At 68.6% G+C, this 26,320-nt stretch carries 28 protein-coding genes and 3 pseudogenes; 22 read left to right on the top strand and 9 right to left on the bottom strand.

Features of this window, described 5'->3' with window-relative positions:
- Positions 1-21 precede the first annotated feature (21 nt).
- The 5 genes and pseudogenes from K883_RS05905 to deoC all read left to right on the top strand — a co-directional run bounded on the left by K883_RS05905 (position 22) and on the right by deoC (position 2,725).
- Positions 22-460, top strand: a pseudogene (locus tag K883_RS05905) (helix-turn-helix domain-containing protein).
- A 189-nt stretch (positions 461-649) separates the two neighbouring features.
- The gene (gene hbhA / locus K883_RS05900; protein ID WP_008261246.1) at positions 650-1,267 is read left to right on the top strand and encodes a heparin-binding hemagglutinin HbhA; all 618 of its coding nucleotides are present in this window, start codon (positions 650-652) and stop codon (positions 1,265-1,267) included.
- A gap of 87 nt (positions 1,268-1,354) precedes the next feature.
- The gene (locus K883_RS05895; RefSeq protein ID WP_008261234.1) at positions 1,355-1,642 is read left to right on the top strand and encodes a DUF2516 family protein; all 288 of its coding nucleotides are present in this window, start codon (positions 1,355-1,357) and stop codon (positions 1,640-1,642) included.
- A gap of 4 nt (positions 1,643-1,646) precedes the next feature.
- A pseudogene (locus K883_RS05890) lies at positions 1,647-2,051 on the top strand (DUF2599 domain-containing protein).
- The gene (gene deoC, locus K883_RS05885; protein ID WP_009953535.1) at positions 2,048-2,725 is read left to right on the top strand and encodes a deoxyribose-phosphate aldolase; all 678 of its coding nucleotides are present in this window, start codon (positions 2,048-2,050) and stop codon (positions 2,723-2,725) included. Before K883_RS05890 ends, deoC begins: the two are co-directional and overlap by 4 nt.
- Positions 2,726-2,744: 19 nt before the next feature.
- Here the strand turns inward: deoC and K883_RS05880 are convergent, their stop codons facing one another.
- The 3 genes from K883_RS05880 to K883_RS05870 are packed head-to-tail and all read right to left on the bottom strand — an operon-like array spanning position 2,745 to position 5,183.
- Positions 2,745-3,800 carry an LmeA family phospholipid-binding protein gene (locus K883_RS05880; RefSeq protein ID WP_026071176.1) on the bottom strand — a complete coding sequence of 352 codons (1,056 nt, stop codon included), beginning with the start codon at positions 3,798-3,800 and terminating at the stop codon, positions 2,745-2,747.
- The gene (locus K883_RS05875; protein WP_036454009.1) at positions 3,797-4,624 is read right to left on the bottom strand and encodes a carbon-nitrogen hydrolase family protein; all 828 of its coding nucleotides are present in this window, start codon (positions 4,622-4,624) and stop codon (positions 3,797-3,799) included. Before K883_RS05875 ends, K883_RS05880 begins: the two co-directional genes overlap by 4 nt.
- Positions 4,625-4,658: 34 nt before the next feature.
- The gene (locus K883_RS05870) at positions 4,659-5,183 is read right to left on the bottom strand and encodes a DUF2505 domain-containing protein (RefSeq protein WP_036454007.1); all 525 of its coding nucleotides are present in this window, start codon (positions 5,181-5,183) and stop codon (positions 4,659-4,661) included.
- A 26-nt stretch (positions 5,184-5,209) separates the two neighbouring features.
- Here K883_RS05870 and K883_RS05865 point away from each other — a divergent pair, with 26 nt between their 5' ends.
- Positions 5,210-6,328, top strand: coding sequence for a UDP-N-acetylmuramate dehydrogenase (locus K883_RS05865; RefSeq protein WP_036454006.1), 1,119 nt, complete (start codon positions 5,210-5,212; stop codon positions 6,326-6,328).
- Positions 6,329-6,360: 32 nt separating this feature from the next.
- A complete protein-coding gene (locus K883_RS05860; protein ID WP_179945084.1) occupies positions 6,361-7,734 on the top strand; it encodes a L,D-transpeptidase in 1,374 nt (457 codons plus the stop codon).
- On the opposite strand, the gene K883_RS05855 is transcribed toward K883_RS05860, so the two are convergent.
- The gene (locus tag K883_RS05855; protein WP_036454005.1) at positions 7,718-8,467 is read right to left on the bottom strand and encodes an SDR family oxidoreductase; all 750 of its coding nucleotides are present in this window, start codon (positions 8,465-8,467) and stop codon (positions 7,718-7,720) included. The two genes, K883_RS05860 and K883_RS05855, sit on opposite strands and share 17 nt — an antisense overlap.
- Before the next feature lie 259 nt (positions 8,468-8,726).
- Here K883_RS05855 and K883_RS05850 point away from each other — a divergent pair, with 259 nt between their 5' ends.
- From K883_RS05850 to regX, 6 genes and pseudogenes are all read left to right on the top strand, one after another.
- Entirely contained in the window at positions 8,727-9,977 is a 1,251-nt protein-coding gene (locus K883_RS05850; protein WP_196771132.1) for an ROK family transcriptional regulator, read from the top strand.
- A 22-nt stretch (positions 9,978-9,999) separates the two neighbouring features.
- Positions 10,000-11,274 carry a D-inositol-3-phosphate glycosyltransferase gene (mshA, locus tag K883_RS05845; RefSeq protein ID WP_036454003.1) on the top strand — a complete coding sequence of 425 codons (1,275 nt, stop codon included), beginning with the start codon at positions 10,000-10,002 and terminating at the stop codon, positions 11,272-11,274.
- A pseudogene (locus tag K883_RS05840) lies at positions 11,271-11,859 on the top strand (YbjN domain-containing protein). Before mshA ends, K883_RS05840 begins: the two are co-directional and overlap by 4 nt.
- A gap of 25 nt (positions 11,860-11,884) precedes the next feature.
- Entirely contained in the window at positions 11,885-12,634 is a 750-nt protein-coding gene (locus K883_RS05835) for a phosphoglyceromutase (RefSeq protein ID WP_036453999.1), read from the top strand.
- 153 nt (positions 12,635-12,787) lie between these two features.
- Positions 12,788-14,017, top strand: a complete 1,230-nt coding sequence (locus K883_RS05830) for a sensor histidine kinase (RefSeq protein ID WP_008261206.1) — start codon at positions 12,788-12,790, stop codon at positions 14,015-14,017.
- A gap of 90 nt (positions 14,018-14,107) precedes the next feature.
- The gene (regX, locus tag K883_RS05825) at positions 14,108-14,791 is read left to right on the top strand and encodes a two-component sensory transduction protein RegX (RefSeq protein WP_008261205.1); all 684 of its coding nucleotides are present in this window, start codon (positions 14,108-14,110) and stop codon (positions 14,789-14,791) included.
- Positions 14,792-14,794: 3 nt separating this feature from the next.
- Here the strand turns inward: regX and K883_RS05820 are convergent, their stop codons facing one another.
- Positions 14,795-15,598, bottom strand: a complete 804-nt coding sequence (locus K883_RS05820) for a hypothetical protein (RefSeq protein WP_036453997.1) — start codon at positions 15,596-15,598, stop codon at positions 14,795-14,797.
- A 119-nt stretch (positions 15,599-15,717) separates the two neighbouring features.
- Here K883_RS05820 and K883_RS05815 point away from each other — a divergent pair, with 119 nt between their 5' ends.
- The 9 genes from K883_RS05815 to K883_RS05780 all read left to right on the top strand — a co-directional run bounded on the left by K883_RS05815 (position 15,718) and on the right by K883_RS05780 (position 23,248).
- Positions 15,718-16,734 carry a Ppx/GppA family phosphatase gene (locus tag K883_RS05815; RefSeq protein ID WP_008261202.1) on the top strand — a complete coding sequence of 339 codons (1,017 nt, stop codon included), beginning with the start codon at positions 15,718-15,720 and terminating at the stop codon, positions 16,732-16,734.
- Positions 16,731-17,675: a dihydrolipoyllysine-residue succinyltransferase component of 2-oxoglutarate dehydrogenase complex gene (locus tag K883_RS05810; protein ID WP_036453996.1), complete on the top strand. Its 945-nt coding sequence runs from the start codon at positions 16,731-16,733 to the stop codon at positions 17,673-17,675. Before K883_RS05815 ends, K883_RS05810 begins: the two co-directional genes overlap by 4 nt.
- 15 nt (positions 17,676-17,690) lie before the next feature.
- Positions 17,691-18,533 carry a sugar phosphate isomerase/epimerase family protein gene (locus K883_RS05805; RefSeq protein WP_036453995.1) on the top strand — a complete coding sequence of 281 codons (843 nt, stop codon included), beginning with the start codon at positions 17,691-17,693 and terminating at the stop codon, positions 18,531-18,533.
- Positions 18,534-18,558: 25 nt separating this feature from the next.
- Positions 18,559-19,395: a thioesterase family protein gene (locus tag K883_RS05800; protein ID WP_036453994.1), complete on the top strand. Its 837-nt coding sequence runs from the start codon at positions 18,559-18,561 to the stop codon at positions 19,393-19,395.
- A 27-nt stretch (positions 19,396-19,422) separates the two neighbouring features.
- Positions 19,423-20,298 carry a pyrroline-5-carboxylate reductase gene (proC, locus tag K883_RS05795; RefSeq protein WP_179945045.1) on the top strand — a complete coding sequence of 292 codons (876 nt, stop codon included), beginning with the start codon at positions 19,423-19,425 and terminating at the stop codon, positions 20,296-20,298.
- Positions 20,299-20,437: 139 nt separating this feature from the next.
- The gene (locus tag K883_RS05790) at positions 20,438-20,695 is read left to right on the top strand and encodes a cell division/environmental response transcriptional regulator (protein WP_026071177.1); all 258 of its coding nucleotides are present in this window, start codon (positions 20,438-20,440) and stop codon (positions 20,693-20,695) included.
- A 146-nt stretch (positions 20,696-20,841) separates the two neighbouring features.
- Entirely contained in the window at positions 20,842-20,943 is a 102-nt protein-coding gene (locus tag K883_RS26505) for a 30S ribosomal protein bS22 (RefSeq protein ID WP_003402602.1), read from the top strand.
- Between the two features lie 107 nt (positions 20,944-21,050).
- Positions 21,051-22,178 (top strand): SDR family oxidoreductase, encoded by a 1,128-nt coding sequence (locus tag K883_RS05785; RefSeq protein ID WP_008261176.1) that lies wholly within the window; start codon positions 21,051-21,053, stop codon positions 22,176-22,178.
- A complete protein-coding gene (locus tag K883_RS05780) occupies positions 22,160-23,248 on the top strand; it encodes a lysophospholipid acyltransferase family protein (protein WP_170320613.1) in 1,089 nt (362 codons plus the stop codon). Before K883_RS05785 ends, K883_RS05780 begins: the two co-directional genes overlap by 19 nt.
- A gap of 69 nt (positions 23,249-23,317) precedes the next feature.
- On the opposite strand, the gene K883_RS05775 is transcribed toward K883_RS05780, so the two are convergent.
- The 4 genes from K883_RS05775 to K883_RS26500 form a co-directional block, all read right to left on the bottom strand.
- Positions 23,318-24,244, bottom strand: coding sequence for a cyclopropane mycolic acid synthase family methyltransferase (locus K883_RS05775; protein ID WP_008261174.1), 927 nt, complete (start codon positions 24,242-24,244; stop codon positions 23,318-23,320).
- On the bottom strand, positions 24,245-24,766 hold the full coding sequence (locus K883_RS05770) for an FAS1-like dehydratase domain-containing protein (RefSeq protein ID WP_008261173.1): 522 nt from the start codon (positions 24,764-24,766) through the stop codon (positions 24,245-24,247).
- Positions 24,767-24,810: 44 nt separating this feature from the next.
- The gene (locus tag K883_RS05765; RefSeq protein ID WP_014712437.1) at positions 24,811-25,722 is read right to left on the bottom strand and encodes an HAD family hydrolase; all 912 of its coding nucleotides are present in this window, start codon (positions 25,720-25,722) and stop codon (positions 24,811-24,813) included.
- A 242-nt stretch (positions 25,723-25,964) separates the two neighbouring features.
- Positions 25,965-26,180 carry a hypothetical protein gene (locus K883_RS26500; protein WP_081914349.1) on the bottom strand — a complete coding sequence of 72 codons (216 nt, stop codon included), beginning with the start codon at positions 26,178-26,180 and terminating at the stop codon, positions 25,965-25,967.
- Positions 26,181-26,320 lie beyond the last annotated feature (140 nt).

Genomic DNA, 26,320 nt, shown 5'->3' with positions numbered 1-26,320 from the left:
CCGCCCGACCCAGGAGCACGCATGGCGCCCGAGGAGAAGCTCTCCGCCAAGGTGTCCAACGCTGCCTCCGATATGGCCTCCGACATCGGCAGCTTCATCCGCAGCCAGCGTGAACTCGCGCAGGTTTCGGTGCGGCAACTCGCCGAGAAGTCCGGGGTCAGCAATCCGTATTTGAGCCAGGTGGAGCGTGGATTGCGCAAACCCTCCGCCGACGTCCTGAACCAGATCGCGAAGGCCCTCCGGGTTTCCGCCGAGGTTCTCTATGTGCGCGCCGGGATTCTCGAGCCCACCGACAAGAGTCAGGTGCGGGACGCGATCGTCACCGACACTGCGATCACCGAGCGCCAAAAGCAGATCCTGCTCGACATCTACGCATCGTTCACCCAGCAAAACGAATCCACCGATGAGGAGTGTTCGACCCAATCCGACACCGAGTGAACAGTCGCTCTCGGGTCGGTGATGTATAGACGACCGGCCGCCGGGGTTACCCCACAAAGAGGGATTTACCGATTCCAGCCCACGTGCTGGGCGAGCTACCCCGGGTTCTGGCGGCCCCAGTTGCGAAGGAGACGTTTGCACCTAACTTCCCGACCAGACACCTGACAACGGAAAACACCAAATGCCAAACCACACCATGAAAGGAAAAACCATGGCGGAAAACTCGAACATCGAAGACTTGCGGGCTCCTTTGCTCGCGGCCCTGGGCGCGGCCGACCTGGCCCTGGCCACGGTTAACGACCTGATCGCCAGCCTGCGCGAGCGCGCCGAAGAGACCCGCGTCGAAACCCGCACCCGGGTGGAAGAGCGCCGCGCTCGCCTGACGAAGCTGCAGGAGGACCTGCCCGAGCAGTTCACCGAGCTGCGCGACCGCTTCACCGCCGACGAGCTGCGCAAGGCCGCCGAGGGCTACCTCGAGGCGGCGACCAGCCGGTACAACGAGCTCGTCGAGCGCGGCGAGGCGGCTCTGCAGCGGCTGCGCAGCCAGACGGCGTTCGAGGACGCCTCCGCGCGTGCGGAGGGCTACGTCGACCAGGCCGTCGAGCTGACCCAGGAGGCGCTGGGCACCGTCGCGTCGCAGACCCGCGCGGTCGGCGAGCGCGCCGCCAAGCTGGTCGGCATCGAGCTGCCCGGCAAGACCGAAGCGACCGCCAAGAAGGCCCAGAAGGCCGTCGGCAAGGCGCCCGCGAAGAAGGCGCCCGCCAAGAAGGCTCCGGCCAAGAAGGCTCCCGCCAAGAAGGCGGCGGCCAAGAAGGTCACCCAGAAGTAGTACGACGCTCACACGACGTTCGGCTCCGAGTCGCCCCCGGGTGACTCGGAGTCGACGTTTTGGAGGGTGCCCGCCTACGCTTGAGGCGTGAACCACCTCGTGGGTACCGTCATGCTGGTTTTGCAGATCGCCGTCTTGGTCACGGCGATCTACGCGTTCGTGCACGCCGCGCTGCAGCGACCCGACGCCTACACCGCCGCCGACAAGCTGACCAAGCCCGTGTGGTTGCTGATTCTGGCCGGGGCCGTGGCCCTGACATCCATCCTGGGCTTCGTCTTCGGCGTGCTGGGCATGGCGATCGCGGCCTGCGCGGCCGGCGTGTACCTGGTCGACGTGCGGCCCAAACTCCTGGAAATTCAGGGCAAGTCGCGCTAGCGGGATGAGGCTGCTGCTGACGGCGCCGGCCGCCGCGCTCGTCGCGCTGTGCTGCCCGCCCCCGCATGCGATCGCCGCGCCCTAACCCTTGGTCGACCACACCGAATGGGCGCAGTGGCAGGGCCGTAGCAGCCTGCGGGTCTTCCCGACGCCGGCCGGCCGGACCGCCTCCCGCACGCCCACGAGCATGGCCTGGGCCGACGAGGCCTGGTCCGAGGTGCTCGCCCTGGCGCCCGACGCCGACACCCCGGGGATGCGTGGGCAGTTCCTGTGCCACTGGCAGTTCGCCGAACTGGCGCGGCCCGGCAAGACCAGCTGGAATCTGGAGCCCTGGCGGCCGGTCGTCGACGATGCCGAAATGGTTGCCTCCGACTGCAATCCGGGCGGTGGGGAAGAATCGTTCGGATGACCGGCCACCCCACCCGGGCGGAGTTGGCGGCGTTCGTCGACCACACCCTGCTCAAACCCGAAGCCACCGCCGCCGACGTGACCGCCCTGGTCGCCGAAGCGGCCGAACTCGGCGTGTACGCGGTCTGCGTCTCGCCCTCGATGGTTCCCGTCGCGGTGCACGCCGGCGCCGGGGTGCGGGTGGCCAGCGTCGCGGGATTCCCGTCGGGCAAGCATGTTTCGGCGGTCAAGGCGCACGAGGCCGCGCTGGCCGTGGCGTCCGGCGCCTGCGAGGTCGACATGGTCATCGACGTCGGCGCGGCGCTGGCGGGCGACGTCGATGCGGTGCGCTCCGATATTCAGGCCGTGCGCGACGCCGTCGGCGGCGCGGTGCTCAAGGTGATCGTGGAATCCTCAGCGCTGCTGGCGCTGGCCGACGAGCGCACGCTGGCGCGGGTGTGCCGCGCGGCCGAAGACGCCGGCGCCGACTTCGTCAAGACATCGACCGGGTTTCATCCGACCGGCGGCGCGTCCGCGCGGGCCGTCGCGCTGATGGCCGAGACGGTCGGTGGCCGGCTGGGCGTGAAGGCCAGCGGCGGCATCCGCACCGCCGCGGACGCGCTCGCGATGCTGGATGCCGGCGCGACCCGGCTGGGCCTCTCGGGCACCCGGGGAGTGCTCGACGGGCTCGGCTGAAACCGCCCGAGCCCGGGCGTCAGAGGTTGGCGAAGCAGGGGTTGTTGTTGTCGCCGGCGGGGATGCTGGCGTTGCGTGTCGAGAAGTGGCTGGTCACACCCTTGTCGGTGACCTGCACGCTGTCGGCGTGAATGCCCAGCGGGTAGTTCTTGGTCAGGTTCGAGGTGAAGTCGTCCAGGGTCGACTGCACGGATTCCTTGGGCATCGTGAAGCCGAGCGCGTTGAAGCTGACGATCTGCAGCTTCAGCCCGGTGCCCTCCACCACCGGCTTGGCGGTGATGTTGTCCAACATGCCCTTGAGCTCGATCGTGCCGTCGGCGGGGTGCGTGGTCACGGTGTTGGTGACGAACGGCCCCAGCACCGGGATCGCGTTCTGCACCGATTCCTTGATGCCGTCACTCGTCCAGCTGATGGTCGCGTCCAGCGAGCCGATGGTGCCCTTCGAGTTGGCCGTGTCCTTGATCCGGACGTCGTTGATGTTGAGCGAGAGCTTCATGCCCTTGGCGTCGCGGATGTTGTTGCCGGCAGTCTGCACCGAGATGTTGGTGTAATGCTTGGTCGCCTGCTGCCACAGCATCAGGGGTGTCACCCCGAAGGACGCGGTGGCCTGGTCCTTGACCTCGCAGGCCACTGCCTCGGCGACCTTGGTGTCCGCGACGTGGCGCACGTACAGCTCGGCCCCGATGAGCCCGGCGATGATCAGCGCGAACACGATGATGAAGATCAGCAGGACCGAGACCGGATCACGACCGAAGCGGCGCTTCTTCTTCCCCGGCGTGGCGTCATCGCCGGGCGCAGTGGCCAGCCGCTCGGTCGGGCCGGCGGGCGGGGTGGGCGGCGGCGGGTAGCCGCGCTGCTGCATGTTGGGCTGGGGCGTCCCGAACCGCTCCGTCTGGCCCGGCGGGGGACCCTGAGCGGGCGGCGGTGGCGGTGCCGGCGGGGGCACGTGACCTGGGCCGCCTGTGCTGATCCGCTCGGTTGGCCGTTCCGTGGGAGGTTGCCCGAACGGTCCCTGGTTGGAGGGACGGGCCCACTTCGACGGGTCCTGGTTCGGGGGTCCTTGTGGGTTCGTCACCGTACCGATTCTGCCCTATCCACCTGAGCAAAGGCCGAGCGGTTGCTGAGGACTGCGATGGCTTTGCGCGCCTCGGCGACCCTGTCGACGTCGACGTCGGCGACCACAAGCTGCGGCTCCGCACCGGCCGACGCGACGACCTCGCCCAGCGGCGAAACGACCAGGCTCCCCCCGACCCCGGTGGGTGCGCCCGATCCGGATTCCGCCTGCGCCGCACCGGGGTCCGCCTGACCGGCGGCGGCGACGTAGCTCATCGAGTCGAGCGCGCGGGCGCGGGCCAGCAGCGTCCACTGGTCGAGTTTGCCCGGGCCCGCTCCCCAGGACGCGCACACGGCGATCACCTGGGCACCGCGGCGGGCCAGCTCGGTGTAGAGCTCCGGGAAACGGATGTCGTAGCAAACGGTCAACCCGACGCCGACGCCGTCGACCGTGATCACCACGGGTTCGTGTCCCGGCGCGACCGTCCGCGATTCGGTGAAGCCGAACGCGTCGTAGAGGTGGATCTTGTCGTAGTGGTCGCCCGGCTCATCGGGTGCCGCGGCGAGCAGCGTGTTTTTCACCCGCCCGTCGCCGGCCGGGGTGAACATGCCGGCGACGACGGTGATCTTCGATTCGGCCGCGACGCTGCGCACCCCGTCGGCCCAGGGGCCGTCGAGCGGCTCGGCGACCGGGCCGAGCGGGACGCCGAACCGGCACATGGTGGCCTCCGGGAACACCACCAGCTTCGCGCCCGCATCGGCGGCCCGGCGGCTGTATTGGCGCACCAGCTGCAAATTTGCTGCGGGATCGGTGCCGCTGAGGATCTGCGCCAGGGCGATTCGCATGAAGGCCAGCTTAGAGCGAAGGCCCGGTGAGGTCTCAGGCCGTTTTGGCGATCCACTCCGTGGTGAAGCGCTGTTCGGCGGCGATCAGCTCGGCCAGGCGCGCGCCGATGATGTTCTCCAACTTGCCGCCGATGATCGGGACGCGCACGTGGACGGTGGCCCGGAACGTCAGCCGGGTGCCCCCGGTCCGTCCGATCGGTTCCAGCACGGCGGTGCCCTCCAGGCTCACGGGCGCACCCACGATCGAGCCCATGACCGATCCCGCCGCGGCCCCGTCGGTCACCGGCCCCCACGTCTCCTCGCGCCGGATGCGCAGGTCGCCGCTGTGCAGCTGGGTGACCATCCCGGGCAGCTTGTCGCTGCGGATCACCTGCAGGGTGACGACCTCGACGGTGTCGTCGTCGCCGGACTGCCCGCCGACCCGCATCGACTCCAGCGTGGCGACGTCGGCCCCGGATTCGGCCAGCCTGGCCCGCCAGTAGTTCGCATCGGTGAAGGCCCGGTGCACCTCGTCAACACTGCCGTCGTAGTCGGCCGACAAGTCGAATGAACGCGGCATAGCAGGTCAGGCTACCGTTACGGGCCATGAAATCCAGCGGTGCCGGTTCGGTGTTCGCCGGCGCGTCGGTGGCCGATTCGGTGCCACTGGCGCCGCTGACGACCCTGCGGGTCGGGCCGATCGCACGGCGCCTCGTCACGTGCACCAACAGCGACCAGGTCGTCGCCGCGCTGGGGCACCTGGACGCGGAATCGCGTGCGGGACAAGGCGGCCCGGTGCTGGTGTTCGCCGGCGGCTCCAACCTGGTGATCTCCGACACGTGCGCCGACCTGACCGCCGTGAAGCTGGCCAACGACGGCATCACGGTCGACGGCAACCTGATCCGCGCCCAGGCGGGCGCGGTGTGGGACGACGTCGTGCTCGCCGCCATCGAGCACGGCCTCGGCGGGCTGGAATGCCTGTCCGGCATCCCCGGCTCGGCCGGGGCCACCCCGGTGCAGAACGTGGGTGCCTACGGCGCGGAGGTGTCCGACACCATCACGCGGGTAAAGGTGCTCGACCGCGGCACCGGCGAGGTGCGCTGGGTGCCGGGCGGCGAGCTGGGCTTCGGCTACCGCACCAGCGTGTTCAAACGCGGTGGCGCCGGCGGCTTCGAAATCCCTTCCGTCGTACTGGAAGTGGAGTTCGCGCTGGACGCATCGGGGCGCAGCGCGCCGGTGCGCTACGCGGAGTTGGCGGCGGCGCTGAACGTCGGCGTCGGGGAGCGTGCCGAGCCGCGGGCGGTCCGCGAAGCCGTGCTGGCCCTGCGGGCGCGCAAGGGCATGGTGCTCGACGCGGCCGACCACGACACCTGGAGCGTGGGCTCGTTCTTCACCAACCCGGTCGTCGCCCCCGAGGTCTACGAGCGGCTGGCGGCGACCGTCGACGGGCCCGTCCCGAACTACCCGGCGCCCGACGGCGTGAAGCTGGCCGCCGGCTGGCTGGTGGAGCGGGCCGGCTTCGCCAAGGGCTATCCGGAGCCGGGACCGGGCGGACGCGAAGCGCCCTGCCGGCTGTCCACCAAGCACGCGTTGGCGCTGACCAACCGCGGGGGCGCCCGCGCCGACGACGTGATCGCGCTGGCCCGCGCCGTCCGCGACGGCGTCGCGGACGTGTTTGGTGTCACACTGATGCCCGAGCCCGTCCTGCTGGGGTGCAGGCTGTAGCCGCAAAATTTGCCGACGCGGGCCAGACCCCCATTTGTCGCGGGCGGGTCGGCGGATTTTCCCCGGTATCTTTGATTTTCGTGACCCCGTCCCGCGCCCCGCGGCCGTTCAACCGGCGCGTTGCTTTGGCGACCCTCGGGCTCGGCGTGCTCGCCCCCAATGCGCTGGCCGCATGCGGTGGCACGTCCGCGAAACAAGCCGAGAAGAAGGAGCAGCCGGCGCTGCAGCTGAAGTACCAGCCCGCCGACGCCACCCAGAACGTGGTGCCGATCGCCCCGGTCAGCGTCCAGGTGAGCGACGGGTGGTTCCAGCACGTCACGCTGTCGAATTCGTCGGGCAAGGCCGTCGCCGGAACGTTCAACCAGGACCGGACCGTCTACACGACCTCCGAACCCCTGGGCTACGACATGACCTACACGTGGAGCGGCTCGGCCGTCGGGCACGACGGCAAGCCGGTCCCGGTTGCGGGGAAGTTCACCACGGTCTCGCCCAGCAAGAAGATCGGCGGGGCGTTCCAGCTGGCCGACGGCCAGACCGTCGGCGTCGCGGCGCCGATCATCCTGCAGTTCGACGCCCCGATCACCGACAAGGCCGCCGTCGAAAAGGCGCTGACCGTCACGACGAACCCGCCCGTCGAGGGCAGCTGGGCCTGGCTGCCCGACGAGGCGCAGGGCGCCCGCGCGCACTGGCGCACCCGCGAGTACTACCCGGCGGGCACCACGGTCAGCGTCGAGGCCAAGCTGTACGGCCTGCCCTTCGGCGACAGCGCGTACGGCGCCGAGGACATCTCGCTGAACATCCAGATCGGCCGCCGGCAGGTGGTCAAGGCCGAAGTCTCGTCGCACCGCATCCAGGTGGTCCGCGACGAGGGCGTCGTCATGGACTTCCCGTGCAGCTACGGCGAGGCCGACAAGGCGCGCAACGTCACCCGCAACGGCATCCACGTGGTCAGCGAGAAGTACGCCGACTTCTACATGTCCAACCCGGCGGCCGGCTACAACCACATCCACGAACGCTGGGCGGTGCGGATCTCCAACAACGGCGAGTTCATCCACGCCAACCCGGCGAGCGCCGGCGCGCAGGGCAACACCAACGTCACCAACGGCTGCATCAACCTGTCCACGAGCGACGCCGAGCAGTACTACCAGTCGGCGATGTACGGCGACCCGGTCGAAGTGACCGGGAGCTCGATCCAGCTGTCCTACTCCGATGGCGACATCTGGGACTGGGCCGTGGACTGGGACACCTGGGTGGCCATGTCGGCCCTGCCGCCGCCCACCGCGCACCCGCCGTCAACGCAGATCCCGGTCACCGCGCCCGTGACGCCGTCCAACGCCCCGACCCTGTCGGGCACCCCGACCACGACGACGCCCGCCACCACCGGTCCGGCTACCCCCGGCGGTTAAAGCGACTGGCCGACGCCTGGTCGCGCGGCTTCATCACGATCAGGTCCAGATCGACGTGGGCCGGGCGCGAGGCGACGAATCCGATCACCTCGGCCACATCGGCCGCCACCAACGGGGTGATGCCGGTGTAGACGGCATCCGCGCGCTGTTGGTCGCCGTCGAAGCGCACCAGCGAGAATTCCGTTTCGACGGCCCCCGGGGCGATCTCGGTCAGCCGCACCGGTTTGCCCAGTAGTTCGCCCCGCAGCGTGCGGTGCAGCGCGCCCTGGCCGTGTTTGGCCGCCGTATAGCCGGCGCCGCCGTCGTAAACCTCAAGTGCCGCAACGGAAGTGACGGTGACGATCAGCCCGTCACCGGACTCGATCAGCTTGGGCAGCAACGCGCGGGTGACCCGCAGCGTGCCGATCACGTTGGTCTCCCACATCCACCGCCAGTGGTCGAGGTCGGCATCGGCGACGGGTTCCAGTCCGCGGGCGCCGCCGGCGTTGTTGACCAGCACGTCGACGCGGCTCAGTTTGCTCGCCAGCGCGTCGACGGACGCGTCGTCTGTGACATCGGCCACAATCGCGGTGCCGCCGACCTCCTCGGCCAGGTCGTGGATCCGGTCGGCGCGGCGCGCCACCGCGACGATGTGAAAGCCCTGCGCAGCCAGGGTTCGAGCGGTCGCCGCGCCGATTCCGGAGCTGGCTCCCGTGATCACCGCGACGCGTTCATTCCTGCCAGTTTCAACCATCGAAACAACCTTAGTGAACGTGCTAAATTTTCCGTGTGCTTCACAGCGCCCTGTCCGACATCACCACCGCCGCGTGTCTGTGCGCGGCGGGTGCGTGTTGTTGCTGCGCACTTTGCCGCTCCTGACCCCATGCCAGGTGTGGCCAAGATGGCCAGCAAATTCGGACAAAAGGACGCTCGTGCCCACCAATACCCTCACCCATACCCATCTTTCGGCCGGCCGCGTCGTCGGCTACTCCGGCCAGAAGGGCCACCGCTCGGTGCGCCGGCAGATCGTGCCGCCGGCCTTGCACATCCCCGACTCCGCGGCGGCCTCCGTGTTCCGGGCCGTCCGGCTGCGCGGTCCCGTCGGCCGTGACGTCATCGCCGGCGTCACCTCGCTGAGCATCGCGACGGTCAACCGTCAGGTCATCGCCCTGCTGGAGGCGGGCCTGCTGCGCGAGCGCGCCGACCTGGCCGTCTCGGGCGCGATCGGCCGCCCGCGCGTGCCGGTCGAGGTCAACCACGAGCCGTTCGTGACGCTGGGCATCCACATCGGTGCGCGCACCACCAGCATCGTGGCCACCGACCTGTTCGGCCGCACCCTCGACACCGTCGAGACCCCGACGCCGCGCAACCCGGCCGGGCCCGCGCTGGCGTCGCTGGCCGACAGCGCCCGGCGATACCTGCGGCGCTGGCATCGGCGGCGGCCGCTGTGGGTCGGGGTCGCCATCGGTGGCACCGTCGACGGCGCCACCGGCCAGGTGGACCACCCGCGGCTGGGCTGGCGGCAGGCGCCGGTCGGCCAGGTGCTGGCCGACGCGCTGGGCCTGCCGGTTTCGGTGGCCTCGCACGTCGACGCCATGGCCGGAGCCGAGCTGCTGCTGGGCATGCGCCGGTTCCTGCCCAGCTCGCCGACCAGCCTGTACGTCTACGCCCGCGAGACCGTGGGCTACGCGCTGGTGATCGGCGGGCGGGTGCACTGCCCGTCCAGCGGGCCGGGCACCATCGCGAGCCTGCCGGCCCAGTCCGAGCTGCTCGGCGGCACCGGTCAGCTGGAATCGACCGTCAGTGACGAGGCCGTGGTGGCCGTCGCCCGCCAGCAGCGCATCCTGCCGTTCGCCCCGGCGAACCGCGCCAACGGGCCCGCCACCGGCATCGCCGACCTGTTGCGGGTGGCGCGCGCCGGCAACCAGCAGGCCAAGGATCTGCTCGCCGAGCGGGGCCGGGTGCTCGGCGAGGCGGTGGCGTTGCTGCGCGACATGCTCAACCCCGACGAACTGGTCGTCGGTGGCCAGGCGTTCACCGAATACCCCGAGGCGATGGAGCAGGTGGAGGCGGCGTTCGCCGCACGCTCGGTGCTGGGGCCGCGCGACATCCGCCTCACCGCGTTCGGCAACCGGGTGCAGGAGGCCGGCGCGGGGACCGTGTCGCTGTCCGGGTTGTACGCCGACCCGCTGGGCGCGATGCGGCGGGCGGGCGCGCTCGACGCCCGGCTGCACGAGGTCACCCGGGACGAGTCGTCCGCCTGAGCCGTCCTGTAAAGATGACAGGGTGCGCCACGATGACGTTTTCCGGCTGAACGAACCGCGCCGGGTCGCAGTGTTGGCGGTCCACACCTCCCCGCTGGCCCAGCCCGGCACCGGCGACGCGGGCGGCATGAACGTCTACGTGCTGCAGACCGCGTTGCATCTGGCGCGCCGGGGCATCGAGGTGGAGATCTTCACCCGGGCGACCGCGTCCGCCGACCCGCCGGTCGCGCGGGTGGCGCCGGGGGTGCTGGTCCGCAACGTGGTGGCGGGGCCGTTCGAAGGGCTGGACAAATACGATCTGCCCACCCAGCTGTGCGCGTTCGCGGCCGGCGTATTGCGCGCCGAGGCATCCCACGAGCCCGGTTACTACGACATCGTGCACTCGCACTATTGGCTGTCCGGGCAGGTGGGCTGGCTGGCGCGCGACCGCTGGGCGGTGCCGCTGGTGCACACCGCGCACACCCTGGCGGCGGTCAAGAACGCGGCGCTGGCCGAGGGGGACTCGCCCGAGCCGCCGCTGCGCACGGTGGGGGAGCAGCAGGTGGTCGACGAGGCCGACCGGCTGATCGTGAACACCGACGACGAGGCCAGGCAGCTGATCACGATTCACCACGCCGACCCGGCGCGGATCGACGTCGTCCATCCCGGCGTGGACCTCGACGTGTTCCGGCCCGGCGATCGTCGGGCCGCCCGGGCCGCGCTGGGCCTGCCACCCGACGAACCCATCGTGGCGTTCGTCGGCCGGATCCAGCCGCTGAAGGCCCCCGACATCGTGTTGCGTGCCGCGGCGAAACTGCCGGGGGTGCGGATCGTCGTGGCGGGCGGACCGTCGGGCAGTGGCCTGGCTTCCCCGGACGGATTGGCCCGCCTGGCCGACGAGCTGGGCATCACCGCGCGGGTGACTTTTTTGCCCCCGCAGTCGCGGTCGAACCTGGCCACCTTGTTCCAGGCCGCCAATGTCGTTGCGGTGCCGAGTTATTCGGAGTCCTTCGGCCTGGTCGCCCTCGAGGCGCAGGCCTGCGGCACCCCGGTGGCGGCGGCCGCGGTCGGCGGGCTGCCGGTGGCCGTGCGCGACGGGGTCACCGGCACGCTGGTCGCCGGGCACGACGTCGATCGATGGGCGGCCGCCCTGGACGGGCTGCTGCGCAGGCCGGCGCCGGCGGCCGGGGAGATGGGCCGCGCGGCCGTCGCCCACGCGGCGACCTTCTCCTGGGATCACACCACCGATGCGCTGCTGGCCAGCTATCGCCGCGCGATCCGCGAGTACACCGCCGAGCGCCGCGAGGTGGGCGCATGAGTTCCTCTACCGGTGTGTCGCGGGTGATCGAGGATGCCCTGCGGGCAAGCGGGCTGAACTACTCGAAACACGCTGGCGCGCATGGCGGTCCGTCGGGGTTGGTGGTGGAACTGCCCGGTGAGCGCAAGCTCAAGACCAACACCATCCTGAGCGTGGGCGAGCATTCGGTGCGGGTCGAGGCGTTCGTGTGCCGCAAGCCGGACGAGAACCACGAGGGCGTGTACCGGTTCCTGCTCAAGCGCAATCGCCGGCTCTACGGCGTGGCCTACACGCTGGACAACGTCGGCGACATCTACCTGGTGGGCCGCATGTCGCTGCCGTCGGTGGACGCCGACGAGATCGACCGGGTGCTCGGCCAGGTGCTCGAAGCGGTGGACTCGGACTTTAATACGTTGCTGGAGTTGGGTTTTCGCTCGTCGATCCAGAAAGAGTGGGAGTGGCGCGTATCGCGTGGCGAGTCGCTGAAGAATCTGCAGGCGTTCGCCCACCTGATCGACGAAGACGACGATGCAGAGCGCGAAGCGCGATGAGGAGGAGTCGAGCATCGGGCGCGACGACGACGATGCGGACGACGACGACCGCTGAATGAGCGCGTGAGAGACTAACCGGCATGGGTGACTCCGCCACGCTGATCCTGCTCCGTCACGGTGAAAGCGAATGGAATTCGCTGAACCTGTTCACCGGTTGGATGGACGTCGGGCTGACCGACAAGGGCCGCACCGAGGCGGTGCGCAGCGGCGAGCTGCTGGCCGAACACAATCTGTTGCCAGACATCCTCTACACCTCGCTGCTGCGCCGGGCCATCTCCACCGCGCACCTGGCGCTGGACGCCGCCGACCGGCTGTGGATCCCGGTGCGGCGCACCTGGCGGCTCAACGAACGCCATTACGGGGCGCTGCAGGGCCTGGACAAGGCCGAGACCAAGGCGCGCTACGGCGACGACCAGTTCATGGCCTGGCGACGCAGCTACGACACGCCGCCCCCGCCGATCGAGAAGGGCAGCACCTACAGCCAGGACACCGATCCCCGCTACGCCGACATCGGCGGCGGACCGCTGACCGAGTGCCTCGCCGACGTGGTCGTCCGCTTCCTGCCGTATTTCACCGACGTCATCGTCCCGGACCTGCGCAGCGGCAAGACGGTGCTGATCGTCGCGCACGGCAACTCGCTGCGGGCCCTGGTCAAGCACCTCGATCGGATGTCCGACGACGACATCGTGGGCCTGAACATCCCGACCGGCATCCCGCTGCGCTACGACCTGGACGCCAACCTGCGGCCGGTGGTGCCCGGCGGCACCTATCTGGACCCCGAGGCGGCCGCCGCCGGTGCCGCCGCGGTCGCCGGCCAGGGACGCGGCTGACGTTTGCGCCCGGCGCAATCCGTCGCGCGAACGCCCCGTTAGCCAAACATCACGTGAACGGGAGCGGAACACCTGTGACGCAAGGTGTGACTTGTCCGATTTTGGCCTCGTTCTGCTAGGGCAGCGTTCAGGAAGATTTGTAGGATTTGCTATGTGACTGTGTTCTCGGCGCTGTTGCTCGCCGGGGTGTTGTCCGTGCTGGCACTGGCCGCAGGAGTGGCGGTCGGGGTCCGACTGTCGCCGCGCGCGATGCAGCGCCGGCAGCGGGTGAGCACCGAATGGACCGGGATCACCGTCGGACAGATGCTGGAATGCATCGTGGCGCTGATGCCGGTGGGCGCGGCGGTGGTGGACGTCCACCGCGACGTCGTCTACCTCAACGACCGGGCCAAGGAGCTCGGCCTGGTGCGCGATCGTCAGCTCGATGACCAGGCCTGGGAGGCGGCGCAGCAGGCGCTGACCGGTGTCGACGTCGAGTTCGACCTGCAGCCCTCGAAACGGACGGGCGCCCGGTCCGGGCTATCGGTGCACGGGCAGGCCCGGTTGCTCAGCGAGGAGGACCGCCGGTTCGCCGTGGTCTTCGCCCACGACCAGTCCGACTACGCGCGGATGGAAGCGACTCGGCGCGACTTCGTCGCCAACGTCAGCCACGAGCTCAAGACCCCGGTGGGTGCGATGGCCCTGCTCGCCGAGGCGCTGCTGGCCTCGGCCGACGACTCCGAAACCGTGCGGCGGTTCGCCGAGAAGGTGCTCGTCGAAGCCAACCGTTTGGGGGACATGGTCGCCGAACTGATCGAGCTGTCCCGGCTGCAGGGCGCCGAACCGCTGCCCAACGTCGTCGACGTCGACGTCGATAAGGTTGTGAGCGAAGCGATTTCGCGCCACAAGGTGGCCGCCGAGAACACCAAGATCGCGGTCCGCACCGATGCCCCCAGCGGTTTGCGGGTGCTCGGCGACGAAACGCTGTTGACCACCGCGCTGGCCAACCTGGTCTCCAACGCGATCGCCTATTCGCCGCCGGGTTCGCCGGTGTCGATCAGCCGTCGCCGCCGCGGCGAGAACGTCGAGATCGCCGTCACGGATCGCGGGATCGGGATCGCCCTCGAAGACCAGGAGCGGGTCTTCGAGCGCTTCTTCCGGGGCGACAAAGCGCGTTCGCGGGCCACCGGCGGCAGCGGGCTGGGCCTGGCCATCGTCAAACACGTCGCGGCTAACCACAACGGCACCATCGGCGTGTGGAGCAAACCGGGAACCGGATCGACATTCACGCTGTCCATTCCGGCGGCCAAGCCGTCTCCTCGAGACGAGGGCGAATCCGAGCAGGCGCAGGGTCGCGACGTGCGGCCCGACCGGTCCCAACGAGAGGAAGAACTAAGTCGATGACCCGCGCGTACGACGATGCCGAGGAGGAATCGCGCTGATGACCCGCGCGTATGACGATGCAGAGCGTAGCGATGAGGAGGAATCGCGCTGATGACCAGTGTGCTGATCGTGGAGGACGAGGAGTCGCTGGCCGATCCGCTGGCGTTCCTGCTCCGCAAGGAGGGCTTTGAGGCCACCGTGGTGACCGACGGGTCGGCGGCGCTCGCCGAGTTTGACCGCGCCGGCGCCGACATCGTCCTACTCGACCTGATGCTGCCCGGAATGTCTGGCACCGACGTCTGCAAGCAACTGCGGGCGCGTTCCAGCGTGCCGGTGATCATGGTGACCGCCCGCGACAGTGAGATCGACAAGGTCGTGGGTCTCGAGCTGGGCGCGGATGACTATGTGACCAAGCCCTATTCGGCGCGCGAGCTGATCGCCCGGATCCGGGCGGTGTTGCGCCGCGGCGGCGAGGACGACTCCGAGATCAGCGATGGCGTGCTCGAGTCGGGCCCGGTGCGGATGGACGTCGAACGCCACGTCGTGTCGGTCAACGGCGACACGATCACCTTGCCGCTCAAGGAATTCGACCTGCTCGAGTACCTGATGCGCAACAGCGGCCGGGTGCTGACCCGCGGGCAGCTGATCGACCGGGTATGGGGCGCGGACTACGTCGGCGACACCAAGACGCTCGACGTCCACGTCAAGCGCCTGCGGTCCAAGATCGAAGCCGACCCGGCCAACCCGGTGCACCTGGTGACGGTGCGGGGCCTGGGCTACAAGCTGGAGGGCTAGCGGCTACTCGGCGATGCGAGTCGCCGGGTGCACCGCGATGAGTCCTAACTTGCTGCGGCGCTTGCACATTGCGGCCAGCTCCGCGTAGGCCTTGCTGCCCAGCAGTTCGGTGAGTTCGTCGGCCAGGCTTTCCCACACCTGCTTGGCGCCGACGTGGGCGGCCGGGTCGCCGGTGCAGTACCAGTGCAGGTCGGCGCCCCCGGAACCCCAGCCGCGGCGGTCGTATTCGGTGACCCAGGTCTTGAGGATCTCGGTGCCGTCGGGCCGGGTCACCCACTCCTGGCTGCGACGGATCGGCAACTGCCAGCAGACATCCGGCTTCATGGTCAGCGGCGGCACACCGAGCTTGAGGGCCTTGCTGTGCAACGCGCAGCCGACGCCGCCCGCGAAGCCGGGCCGGTTGAGGAAAATGCACGCGTCCTTGTGCTTGCGGGTGCGGTACTGGGGCTGGCCCTCATGCTCGTCGAGCTCGAGATATCCCTTGCGGCCCAAGCCTTTTTCGCGATACTGCCAGTCGGCGGCGGTTAGCTTTTTCACCGCGTCGTCGAGGCGGGCGCGGTCGTCGTCGTCGGACAAGAACGCGCCGTGTGAGCAACATCCGTCGTCCGGGCGGCCCTGGACCGTGCCCTGGCAGGCGGGCGTGCCGAACACACACGTCCACCGCGAGAGCAGCCAGGTCAGGTCGGCGGCGATCAGGTGCTCGGGGTTGTCGGGGTCGTAGAACTCCACCCATTCGCGGGCGAAATCCAGTTCGACCTCGTGGCCCGGCTGTCCGGGTTCTGGGTGCGAATTCGCCACGGAGTCCACGTTAGACCACATTTCGGCGCGGCCGCGCCGCTGACACTCGCCGCCGGTATGGCCGTGATCACGGTGGGTTAACCGGGTCGCGCAAAACCCTGCCGGCGACGCCCCGTTAGGTTGTCTACGTGCGATTGGGCGTTCTCGACGTGGGCAGCAACACGGTGCATCTCCTGGTGGTCGATGCCCACCGGGGCGGTCATCCGACGCCGATGAGTTCGACGAAGGCCACCCTGCGGCTGGCCGAGGCCACCGACAGCGCCGGCAAGATCACCAAACGTGGTGCCGAGAAGCTGATCTCCACAATCGACGAATTCGCCAAGATCGCCGACAGTTCGGGCTGCGAGGAGCTGATGGCCTTCGCCACCTCGGCGGTCCGTGACGCCGGCAACTCCGACGACGTGCTGAGCCGGGTGCGCAAGGAGACCGGCGTCGAGTTGCGGGTGCTGACCGGAGTCGACGAGTCGCGGCTGACCTTTTTGGCGGTGCGCCGCTGGTACGGGTGGAGCGCGGGGCGGATCATCAACCTCGACATCGGTGGCGGCTCGCTGGAGATGTCCAGCGGCCTGGACGAGGAGCCCGAAGTCGCGATGTCGCTGCCGCTGGGCGCCGGCCGGCTGACCCGCGAGTGGTTGCCCGACGATCCGCCCGGGCGGCGCCGGGTGGCGATGCTGCGGGATTGGCTGGACGCCGAACTCGCCGAGGCCAGCGCGAAGATCCTCGACGCCGGCAGTCCCGACCTGGCGGTGGCGTCGTCGAAGACGTTCCGCTCGTTGGCGCGGCTCACCGGCGCTGCCCCGTCGGGCGCCGGACCGCGGGTCAAGAGGACGCTGACAGCAAACGGCCTCAGGCAACTCATATCTTTCATCTCTAGGATGACGACCGCTGACCGGGCGGAACTGGAAGGAGTGAGCGCCGAGCGCGCCCCGCAGATTGTGGCGGGTGCGCTGGTGGCGGAGGCGAGCATGCGAGCGCTGTCGATCGAAGTGGTGGATATTTGCCCGTGGGCATTACGGGAAGGTCTCATTCTGCGCAAACTCGACAGTGAAGCCGACGGAACTGCCCTCATGGGCCCGTCGGTGCGTAATGCTGGAGGTCAGGTAGTTGATCGGAATCAGCACCGATCGAGAGGCGACAAACCATGACCGGACCGCACTCCGAGACCGAGAGCCCGGGCACTCGGCCGATCTCGGTGGCCGAATTGCTGGCCAGAAACGGGACCATCGGCGCCCCGGCGGTCACCCGGCGGCGCCGCCGTCGCCGCGGTGACAGCGACGCGGTGACCGTCGCCGAGCTCACCGGCGAAATCCCGGTGGTCCGCGACGACGACGACGCCGAACACGGCGCTAGCGACACCATCGAGGCCGTCGAACCCGCCGAGGACGTCGCCGCCGAGCCGGTGACCGAAGACAAGCCCAAGACCGCCTACTGGTCCGAGCCCGAGCCGCGCTGGCCCAAGTCGCCGCCGCAGCCCAAGCGGGTGCCGGGCCCTGAGCGCAGCGCCTACCCGCGGCCCTTGGCCAACGGGACCGCCCGGCCCGAGGAGCCCTCCGGCGCCGAGGACATGAGTCCTGATCCGATGGACCATTACGCCGACATCCCCGTCGACGTGATGGATTCCGACGTGCGTGAAGCCGAACCCGCACTGGAGGACTCCGCCTACGTGCGCTCCTACCTGCGGTCCTCGGGCTCGTTGGACGAGGATCTGGGCGAGGACGGGGACGCCGCGCGCGCGGGGTCGCTCGACACCGGATTGCTCGGCCTCGAGGACGAGGACGCTCATGCGGAGGGCGCCGACTCTCACCCGGCGGAGGGGAGGCTCGACGCGCTGTGGCGCGGCGCCGTGGTTGTGCTGCAGTCGATCCTGGCGGTCGCGTTCGGCGGCGGGCTGTTCGTGGCCTTCGACCAACTGTGGCGCTGGAACAGCATCGTGGCGCTGGTGCTCTCGGTGCTGGTCATCCTCGGCCTGGTGGTCGGGGTTCGGGTGGTCCGCAAAACCGAGGACATCGCCAGCACGTTGATCGCGGTCGCGGTGGGTGCGCTGATCACCCTGGGGCCCCTGGCGCTGTCGTTGCAGTCGGGCTAGCGGCGCCCACATCCAGTGCGCCCAGCCATCAAAGTCGGCCTCTCCACGGCTTCGGTGTATCCGTTGCGGGCCGAGGCCGCCTTCGAGTACGCAGCCCGGCTCGGCTACGACGGCGTCGAGCTGATGGTCTGGGCCGAGTCAGTGAGCCAGGACGTCGCGGCGGTCAAGAAGCTGTCCAGGCGCTATCGCGTGCCGGTGTTGTCGGTGCACGCGCCGTGCCTGCTGATCTCGCAACGGGTGTGGGGCCCCAACCCGATCCCAAAGCTGGACCGCAGCGTGCGCGTCGCCGAACAGCTGGGCGCGCAGACCGTCGTCGTGCATCCGCCATTTCGCTGGCAGCGGCGCTACGCCGAGGGGTTCAGCGAGCAGGTGGCGAAGCTGGAAGCGTCGAGCGACGTGATGGTCGCGGTGGAGAACATGTTCCCGTTCCGGGCGGACCGGCTCTTCGGGGCCGGCCAGTCGCTGGAACGGATGCGCCGGCGGGGCGGCGGCCCCGGCCCGGCGATTTCGGCGTTCGCGCCCTCCTACGACCCGCTCGACGGCAACCACGCGCACTACACGCTGGACCTGTCCCACACCGCGACGGCGGGCACCGACTCGCTGGACATGGCCCAGCGGATGGGTGCCGGCCTGGTCCACCTGCACCTGTGCGACGGCAATGGTCTGCCCGCCGACGAGCACCTGGTGCCCGGGCGCGGCACCCAACCCACCGCCGAGGTGTGCCAGATGCTGGCCGGCGGCCAGTTCGCCGGGCACGTCATCCTGGAGGTGTCGACGTCCAGCGCGCGCTCAGCCAATGAGCGCGAAGCCATGCTCGCCGAGTCGCTGCAGTTCGCCCGCACGCATCTGCTCCGCTGATCATTCAGGAGACCCGCAAAAGTCCATGAACGCGTTATTCACCACCGCAATGTCGTTGCGGGAGGCCGGTTCCGGCGTTTACGAAGGGGAGCTCGACAAGCGCTGGACCATCGGTCCCAAGGTGCACGGCGGCGCGATGCTGGCCCTGTGCGCCAACGCCGCGCGCACCGCCTGCGGCGGACAGCCGGCCGGGCCGGACCTGCAACCGGTCGCCGTGTCCGCGAGCTTCCTGTGGGCGCCCGATCCGGGGCCGGTGCAGTTGGTCACGTCGATCCGCAAGCGCGGCCGCCGGATCAGTGTCGTGGATGTCGAGCTCACCCAGGGTGACCGCACCGCGGTGCACGCCGTGGTCAACCTCGGCGAGCCCGAGCATTACCCGGTCGACGGCGCGGTGAAGCCGTTGCTGTCGGCCAACCCGGTGGCCGACCTGATGACGCCCGAACCGCCCGACGACATCGAGCCGATCGGCCCCGGGCATCCGCTGGCCGGCCTGGTGCACCTGGGCGAGGGTTGCGACGTGCGGCCGGTGTTGTCGACGATGCAGGTCCGCGACGACGGGCGCCCGCCGGTGATCCAGATGTGGGCGCGCCCCCGCGGCGTGGCCCCGGACGCGCTGTTCGCGCTCATGTGCGGCGACCTGTCGGCGCCGGTGACCTTCGCCGTGGATCGCACCGGTTGGGCGCCCACCATCCAGCTCACCGCCTTCCTGCGGGGGTTACCCGCCGACGGCTGGCTGCGCATCATCGCGACCTGCACCGAGATCGGGCACGACTGGTTCGACGAGGACCACACGGTCGTCGACAGCCTCGGGCGCCTGGTGGTGCAGGCCCGCCAGCTGGCGTTGGTCCCTGCCGCTCGCTAGCCGGCGGTGTCTGCGATGCTGTCCGGCATGGCAAGAATCGCGATCATCGGTGGCGGCAGCATCGGGGAGGCACTGCTGTCGGGTCTGCTGCGCGCGGGCCGGCAGGTCAAGGACCTGGTGGTGGTCGAGCGGGTGCCCGAGCGCGCCAAGTATCTGGCCGACACCTATTCGGTGCTGATCACGTCGGTGGCCGAGGCGGTGGAAAACGCGTCGTTCGTCGTGGTCGCGGTGAAGCCCGCCGACGTGGAGTCGGTGATGTCGGAGGTCGCGCGGGCGGCCGCGGCGGCGGAGAGCGATACCGCCGAGCAGGTCTTCGTCACGGTCGCGGCCGGTGTCACCATCGCCTACTTCGAAGCCAAACTCCCGGCCGGAACGCCGGTGGTGCGGGCCATGCCGAACACCGCGGCGCTGGTCGGCGCGGGCGTCACGGCCCTGGCCAAGGGCAGGTTCGTCACCCCGCCGCAGCTGGAGGGCGTCTCGGCCCTGTTCGACTCCGTCGGCGGGGTGCTGAGCGTCCCCGAGGGCCAAATGGACGCCGTCACCGCGTTGTCGGGCTCGGGTCCCGCGTATTTCTTCCTGATGGTCGAGGCGCTCATCGACGCCGGCGTTGCGGCGGGGCTGAGCCGCGAGGTGGCGGGCGATCTGACCGCGCAGACCATGGCCGGCGCGGCGGCGATGCTGCTGGAACGGATGGACGCCGATCGCCGGCTTTCCGAGGCCGAGGCGTCCGGGATGCGGGTGGACGCCACCGCGACGCAGCTGCGGGCGACCGTGACGTCCCCCGGCGGCACCACCGCGGCGGCCCTGCGTGAGCTGGAACGGGGAGGCCTGCGAGCGGCCGTGGATGCGGCGGTTCAGGCCGCCAAAATGCGCTCTGAGCAGCTAAGAATTACATCAGAGTAATCCAAGATTTTTCAACTGATTGTCCCCCACCAGTACCAGTAACCCCATCAGTCCCGCTATTCTCCTCTTTGTAAGCACGTGTCGGTGCCAGCGGAGGGGAAGCCGCTGGCATGCGCGTGCCTGACACGATTGGGTAGCGATGACGTCTACGAATGGGCCATCAACGCGAGATTCTGCAGGTAAGCCGCGGGACACCGGTTCCGTCGATGGCCAGCAGGGCAGGACGCAATTTCTCACCGTCGCCGAGGTGGCCGCGTTGATGCGGGTCTCCAAGATGACGGTCTACCGGTTGGTGCACAACGGCGAACTACCCGCGGTCCGGGTGGGTCGGTCCTTCCGGGTGCACGCCAAGGCCGTCCACGACATGCTGGAGACGTCCTACTTCGACGCGGGCTGACCCGAACCGGTGGCCGCTCGCGGGCGGCACCTGGCTTCGCGGCTCGGCGGCGATCACGCGACGCGGTTTGGCGTTGGGTGCGTCCGGCTGGGTAAAGTGTCCGGGTCCATTCTTTGAAGCAGGTCTCGGTCTAGATAGCGGAGTTCATGGGTTCAGTAATCAAGAAGCGGCGCAAGCGTATGTCGAAGAAGAAGCACCGCAAGCTGCTGCGTCGCACCCGGGTGCAGCGCAGAAAACTCGGCAAGTAACTCCCGCGGCGGCCTTCCTAAGGCCGCCATAAGGCCACCGTAAAAAGGCCCTAACTGGTCGCTTCGCGCCATAGTGCCGCCGTCTCGCCGACCGCTAGGCTGACCGGGTGGATGGGTCGAATGGGGAGAACACCGGGCCGGACGATAGCGCCGGCAACGCGGCGCATTACCCCAAAATCGTGCTGGTCACCGGTGCCTGCCGGTTTCTGGGCGGCTACCTGACGGCTCGGCTCGCGCAGAACCCGATGATCAAAGGGGTCATCGCGGTGGACGCGATCGCCCCCAGCAAGGACATGCTGCGCCGGATGGGGCGCGCCGAGTTCGTCCGCGCCGACATCCGTAATCCCTTCATTGCCAAGGTGATTCGCAACGGCGACGTCGACACCGTGGTGCACGCGGCGGCCACGTCGTACGCTCCGCGGTCCGGCGGCACCGCGGCGTTGAAAGAAATCAACGTGATGGGCGCGATGCAGCTGTTCGCGGCCTGTCAAAAGGCGCCCTCGGTGCGCCGCGTGGTGCTCAAGTCGACGTCGGAGGTGTACGGCTCGAGCGCCCACGATCCGGTGATGTTCACCGAGGACAGCACCAGCCGTCGTCCGTTCCGCGACGGTTTCGCCAAGGACAGCCTCGACATCGAGGCCTATGCGCGCGGATTGGGGCGGCGCCGGCCCGACATCGCCGTGACGATCTTGCGGCTGGCCAACATGATCGGCCCGGCGATGGACACCACGCTGTCGCGTTATCTTGCCGGGCCGTTGGTGCCGACGATGTTCGGCCGCGACGCCCGGCTGCAGTTGCTGCACGAGCAGGACGCCCTCGGCGCGCTGGAGCGCGCGGCCATGGCCGGCAAGGCGGGAACGTTCAACATCGGCGCCGACGGCATCATCATGCTGTCGCAGGCGATCCGTCGGGCGGGCCGAATCCCTTTGCCCGTACCGGGTTTCGGTGTCTGGGCCCTGGACTCGTTGCGCCGCGCCAACCGCTACAACGAGATCAGTCGCGATCAGTTCGATTATTTGAGTTACGGCCGCGTCATGGACACCAGCCGGATGCGCTCGGAACTCAACTACCAGCCGAAATGGACGACGGCGGAGGCCTTTGACGACTATGTTCGCGGCCGAGGCCTGACTCCCATAATCGACCCACATCGGGTACGCTCCTTGGAGAGTCGCGCCATATCTCTAGCCCAGCGCTGGGGTAGCCGAAATCCAATTCCGTGGGGTGGGGTCAGGTAGGTATCGTGGCGGGTGAAACCAGAGCGAATGTCATTCCACTGCATACGAATCGGGGCCGTGTCGCAGCGCGTCGGAGAGCCGACCAGAGGGCAGAGTCAGCCCGCCAGCACCCCTCGTTACTGACCGATCCGCGCGGCCGCGCCTCGGCGGAGCAGATCGCCGCGGTGGTTCGCGAAATCGACGAGCACCGCCGTGCCGCGGGGGCATCGCCCGGCGAGGCACCGCTGAATGAGCTGGCGCAGCGCGTCGCGTCGGTGGCCGCATTCCTCCGCCAGCGGCTGACGGGTGACTACAGCGTCGACGAGTTCGGTTTCGATCCGCACTTCAACAGCGCGATCGTCCGGCCGTTGTTGCGGGTGTTCTTCCGGTCCTGGTTCCGGGTCGAGGTGAGCGGGATCGAGAACCTGCCCGCCGACGGCGCCGCGCTGGTGGTCGCCAATCACGCCGGGGTGCTGCCGTTCGACGGGCTGATGCTGTCGGTGGCCGTGCACGACGAGCACCCCGCGCACCGCGAGCTGCGGCTGCTCGCCGCCGACATGGTGTTCGACCTGCCCGTGGTGGGCGAAGCGGCTCGCAAAGCCGGCCACACCATGGCCTGCACGACGGACGCGCACCGGCTGCTCGCCGCCGGCGAGCTCACCGCCGTGTTCCCCGAGGGCTACAAGGGGCTGGGGAAGCGCTTCGAGGACCGCTACCGGCTGCAGCGGTTCGGCCGCGGTGGATTCGTCACCGCCGCGCTGCGGACCAAGGCGCCGATCATCCCCTGCTCGATCATCGGTTCCGAAGAGATCTACCCGATGCTGACCGACGTCAAGTTGCTGGCACGGCTGTTCGGACTGCCGTACTTCCCGATCACGCCGCTGTTCCCGCTGGCCGGGCCCATGGGCCTGGTGCCGCTGCCGTCGAAATGGCACATCGCCTTCGGTGAGCCGATCTACACCGACGACTACGCGGCCTCCGACGCCGACGACCCGATGGTCACTTTCGAGCTGACCGATCAGGTGCGCGAGACCATCCAGCAGACGCTGTACCGGTTGCTGGCCGGCCGCCGCAACATCTTCTTCGGCTGAGCCGCGGCGCGCCCAAAAGGAAACGCCACCACGGAAACCCGTGGCGGCGTTGACCTTTGAAGTAGTCGACTACTTCACCATGGTGAACTGGCAGACGTTGGTGTAGCCGTCGCGGAACAGATCCGAGCAGCCCCTCAGGTACTTCAGGTAAATGTCGTAGGTCTCCTGCCCCTTGAGGGCGATCGCCTCTTCCTTGTGCGCCTCGAGCGCATCGCCCCAGGCGGTTAGGGTCGGCACGTAGTTCTTGCCGATGAAGTGGTGTCGCTCGATCTTGAAACCCGCGTCCGTCGCGTACTTGTCGACCAGGTCGACCTGGGGCAGCTTTCCGCCCGGGTAGATCTCCTTCAAGATGAAGCTGATGAACCGCAGCAGGGTCATGTTGACCTTCAAGCCCATCGCGTTGCCCTCTTCGCGGGTGGGGACCACGATCGAGTGCAGCAGCATGCGGCCGTCGTCGGGCAGCAGGTCGTAGTACTTCTTGAAGAAGGTGGCGTAGCGCTCGTACCCGGCGTCACCGGCGCCGTCGGCGAAGTGCTCGAACGCGCCCAGCGACACGATCCGGTCGATCGGCACGTCGCCGGGGAATTCCTCCCAGCCCTGGATCCGCACCTCTTTACGGCGGGGGCTGTCCATCTTGTCGAACTCGGCCACGCAGTGGGCGTACTGGTTCTCGCTCAGCGTCAACCCGATTACGTTGACGTCGTACTCCGCCACCGCGTGCCGCATCGTCGAGCCCCAGCCGCTGCCGATGTCGAGCAGCGTCATGCCGGGCTCGAGGTTCAGCTTGTCCAGCGCGAGCTTGCGCTTGGCGTACTGCGCCTCTTCCAGCGTCTTGGTCAGATTCTGTGGGTCCGGGTTTTCGTCGAAGTAACCGCAGCTGTAGGTCATCGACGGGTCAAGCCACAGCTTGAAGAACTCGTTCGACTTGTCGTAGTGCGATCGCACCGCCTCGACCGGCGGGTGCAGCTGCGTTCCGGTTTCCCCCTGTAGTGACATTTACAACGCCCCTAACTTTCCTGCGGATATTGATGCGACCGCCGCGGCGGTTGCCTCGGTCTCGGCTTGGTTTGCGGCTTCCCCCAGCATTGTGACAACGCTGGTGACGATCGGCTTTCCATCGGCATCGGTCACTTCGCTGCGGATTTCCGCCAGCACGGTGCCGTGGGACTCGATCACCGAGTCTAGGTAGGTGTCGAAGAAAAGCCTATCGTGAGCCAGGATCGGGCGGTAGAACTTGAACTTCTGGTCGCGGTGAATGACCCTGGCGATGTTGATGGGGATGCTGAACTTGGTAAAGATCTCCAGCTGAACGCGGCGCCCGGCGATCGCGAGGAACGTCAACGGCGCCACCATGTCGGTATACCCGGCCTTCCGGGATTCATTCTCGTCGAAATGCGCCGGGTGGTCGTCCTTGATCGCCAGGGCGAACTCCCGGATCTTTTCGCGCCCGACCTCGAAGTAGTCAGGTGCGCGGTAATGGCTGCCGATGAGTCCTTCGGCTTCTTTGGGGGTTGTCATGCCGCTGTGCTCTCCGCTCGAAGATGTCTGCGCGGCGCAGCCTATCAGCGTGATTGCCGTCGAGAGGCCACCGCGGCCAGCGCACCGCCGGCCGCGCCCAGCGCCAACGCCGACGGCACCCCGATCCGGGCCGCTTTGCGAGCGGTGCGGAAGTCGCGAATCTCCCATCCGCGCTCCCGGGCCAGGGCGCGCAGGCGGGCGTCGGGATTGATGGCGACCGCGGTCCCCACCAGCGACAGCATGGGCACGTCGTTGTAGCTGTCGGAGTAGGCGGTGCAGCGTTTCAGGTTGAGCCCCTCGCGGATGGCCAGCGACCGCACCGCGTGCGCCTTGCCGGTGCCGTGCAGGATGTCGCCGACCAGCCTGCCGGTGAAGACGCCGTCGACCGATTCCGCGACGGTGCCCAGCGCGCCGGTCAGGCCGAGCCGTCGCGCAATGGTCGCGGCGAGCTCGTAGGGCGTGGCGGTGATCAGCCACACCTGCTGGCCGGCGTCGAGATGCATTTGGGTCAGCTCGCGAGTGCCGGGCCAGATCTTGTCGGCGATGATCTCGTCGTAGATCTCCTCGCCCAGGGCCACCAGCTGCTCGACCGACCGGCCTTCGATGAAGGCGAGCGCCTTGCGCCGGCCCGCGGCGACGTCGTTGCTGTTCTCCTTGCCAAGGACCTGAAACTTGGCCTGGGCGTAGATGAATCCGATCACATCGCGATAGGTGAAGTAGTTGCGCGTGGCCAGCCCGCGGCCGAAATGCACCGCCGAGGAGCCCTGCACCAAGGTGTTGTCGACGTCGAAGAAGGCGGCGGCGGTGAGGTCGACCGGGGGTTGCGGACGGTCCGGGGTGGCGGCGGCTTCCTCCTGCATGCCCTCGATCGCGCGGGCCGCGCTGGCGTCCGCGCCCAGCGACTCCAAGTCAACGTAACCGGTGTGGTCTGCGTTGACCGGGTCAAAGGAAGTCATCGCCCAACCTCCTAGATCGCTGTGGTGCCTGGTGACCCGGCGGGTGCCCGATATCCAACCCTATCGGGCAGTTGGCGTGGGGGCGGTTATGGCTGCCGGGCTGATGCCTCGGCCTGCCGAACGTGACGCTGGCGTCACGTTCGACGCCGAGTGTGACTGCACCGTCACACTCGTGGCTGGGCAGGCCGGGTTGGTCGGGGCGCGACAAGACTTGTCCGTGGGCGTCAGTGCAGGAAACGGCCTTAAGCTTCCTTGTTGGGATCCCACTCGGTACCGGATGTGTCATCCCAAAATTTCGGCGAGACGTCTGTTTTGCGGTCTTCTGGCGCAACAGCGTCGACTCTGGCCTGAAATTCGTCGAAGGCGTTTCTTGCGCGCGCTAATTCTTCTTCTGTTGGCGCGCTGACACCGGCTTCTTCTGGCGTCGAAAACGTCTTACCGGCAATCCTTTTGCTCATTGAGGACTCCCATCATGACAAGGAGGTGCGAGTCAACAGCTAGTCAGCGTTCGATCATTTCGATAATCGTCCTAGCTGCCCGAACAGCTGGCACCAGGGTTGAGAGTAGACGAAGCCGAGGACACCGCGGGCGACTGATT

Source organism: Mycobacterium sp. TKK-01-0059 (genome assembly GCF_000709305.1).
GTDB classification, from domain to species: domain Bacteria; phylum Actinomycetota; class Actinomycetes; order Mycobacteriales; family Mycobacteriaceae; genus Mycobacterium; species Mycobacterium intracellulare.
Note: the sequence above shows the minus strand (reverse complement) of the source record. Positions and strands in the feature narration are given on the sequence as shown.

Coding starts and splice junctions, on each gene's coding strand:
- K883_RS05865 (WP_036454006.1), top strand. CDS start 5,210: ATGAAATCCAGCGGTGCCGGTTCGGTGTTCGCCGGCGCGTCGGTGGCC.
- K883_RS05765 (WP_014712437.1), bottom strand. CDS start 25,722: ATGACTTCCTTTGACCCGGTCAACGCAGACCACACCGGTTACGTTGAC.
- K883_RS05870 (WP_036454007.1), bottom strand. CDS start 5,183: ATGCCGCGTTCATTCGACTTGTCGGCCGACTACGACGGCAGTGTTGAC.
- hbhA (WP_008261246.1), top strand. CDS start 650: ATGGCGGAAAACTCGAACATCGAAGACTTGCGGGCTCCTTTGCTCGCG.
- proC (WP_179945045.1), top strand. CDS start 19,423: ATGGCAAGAATCGCGATCATCGGTGGCGGCAGCATCGGGGAGGCACTG.
- deoC (WP_009953535.1), top strand. CDS start 2,048: ATGACCGGCCACCCCACCCGGGCGGAGTTGGCGGCGTTCGTCGACCAC.
- K883_RS05875 (WP_036454009.1), bottom strand. CDS start 4,624: ATGCGAATCGCCCTGGCGCAGATCCTCAGCGGCACCGATCCCGCAGCA.
- K883_RS05775 (WP_008261174.1), bottom strand. CDS start 24,244: ATGTCACTACAGGGGGAAACCGGAACGCAGCTGCACCCGCCGGTCGAG.
- K883_RS05790 (WP_026071177.1), top strand. CDS start 20,438: ATGACGTCTACGAATGGGCCATCAACGCGAGATTCTGCAGGTAAGCCG.
- K883_RS05855 (WP_036454005.1), bottom strand. CDS start 8,467: ATGGTTGAAACTGGCAGGAATGAACGCGTCGCGGTGATCACGGGAGCC.
- K883_RS05810 (WP_036453996.1), top strand. CDS start 16,731: ATGACCGGACCGCACTCCGAGACCGAGAGCCCGGGCACTCGGCCGATC.
- K883_RS05835 (WP_036453999.1), top strand. CDS start 11,885: ATGGGTGACTCCGCCACGCTGATCCTGCTCCGTCACGGTGAAAGCGAA.
- K883_RS05770 (WP_008261173.1), bottom strand. CDS start 24,766: ATGACAACCCCCAAAGAAGCCGAAGGACTCATCGGCAGCCATTACCGC.
- K883_RS05800 (WP_036453994.1), top strand. CDS start 18,559: ATGAACGCGTTATTCACCACCGCAATGTCGTTGCGGGAGGCCGGTTCC.
- K883_RS26505 (WP_003402602.1), top strand. CDS start 20,842: ATGGGTTCAGTAATCAAGAAGCGGCGCAAGCGTATGTCGAAGAAGAAG.
- K883_RS26500 (WP_081914349.1), bottom strand. CDS start 26,180: ATGAGCAAAAGGATTGCCGGTAAGACGTTTTCGACGCCAGAAGAAGCC.
- regX (WP_008261205.1), top strand. CDS start 14,108: ATGACCAGTGTGCTGATCGTGGAGGACGAGGAGTCGCTGGCCGATCCG.